We start from the raw sequence: 766 nt of genomic DNA, 5'->3' as shown, positions 1-766 counted from the left end.
GAGACAGGTGGTGGATTGTTCGATGAGGGTGGGGCCGTCCCAGGTGAAGGTGGTCTCCTCCACCACGGAGCCGTCCGCGTCCAGGCGTTGTTTGGCGGTGCGGCGGCCGTAGGGGTCGTAGAGGTAGCGCCAGGTGGTGCCGTCCGGGGTGGTGACGGTGCGCAGGCGGTCTTCGGCGTCCCAGGTGTAGTGCCAGGTGTCGGGCTTCTTGGACAGGCGGGTCTTCTGGCGGAGGGTGAGGCGGCCCGCGGCGTCGTGTTCGTAGCGGTAGGTGCCGGCGCGGGTGATGCGGGTGCCGGTGTAGGCGCGGTCGCCGGTGGCGTCCTGGGCGGGGTGTTCGGTGGGCCAGGTGGCCTGGGTCTGGTTGCCGGCCTCGTCGTAGGCGTAGGTCTCGGTCCAGGCGTGGGCGTGGACGGCGGTGACGCGGCCCGCGGCGTCGAGGTCGAAGCTGCGGGGGCCGTCGAGGTGGTCGGTGATGCCGGTGAGGTGGCCGTCGGGGCGGTAGGTGTAGGCCCGGTGCTGGATGTGCGTATCGGACGGGCCGGTGAGGTGCTGGGTGGTGAGGCGGCCCAGGGGGTCGAAGGTGTTGGTGAGGGTCAGGGTGTCGCCGATGCGGCGGACCCGCTCGCGGCCGGCCGCGTCGTGCTCGGAGGCCAGGGTGTGTCCGGAGGTGGTCAGTGTGGTGCGGTTGCCCGCGGCGTCGTAGGCGTAGGTGGTGATCGCGCCGGTGGGTGTGGTGCGGCGGGTGGGGCGGGAGCCGGCAGCC

General features: G+C 72.5%; 1 pseudogene. It reads right to left on the bottom strand.

The features are described 5' to 3' along the window. Positions 1–766, bottom strand: a pseudogene (locus tag E4099_RS32560) (type IV secretion protein Rhs); the annotation flags it as partial.

The sequence above is a fragment of the Streptomyces palmae genome (assembly GCF_004684805.1).
In the GTDB taxonomy this organism is placed as follows: Bacteria; Actinomycetota; Actinomycetes; order Streptomycetales; family Streptomycetaceae; genus Streptomyces; species Streptomyces palmae.
The sequence above is the reverse complement of the archived record's forward strand: the minus strand, read 5'-3'. Positions and strand labels throughout refer to the sequence as shown.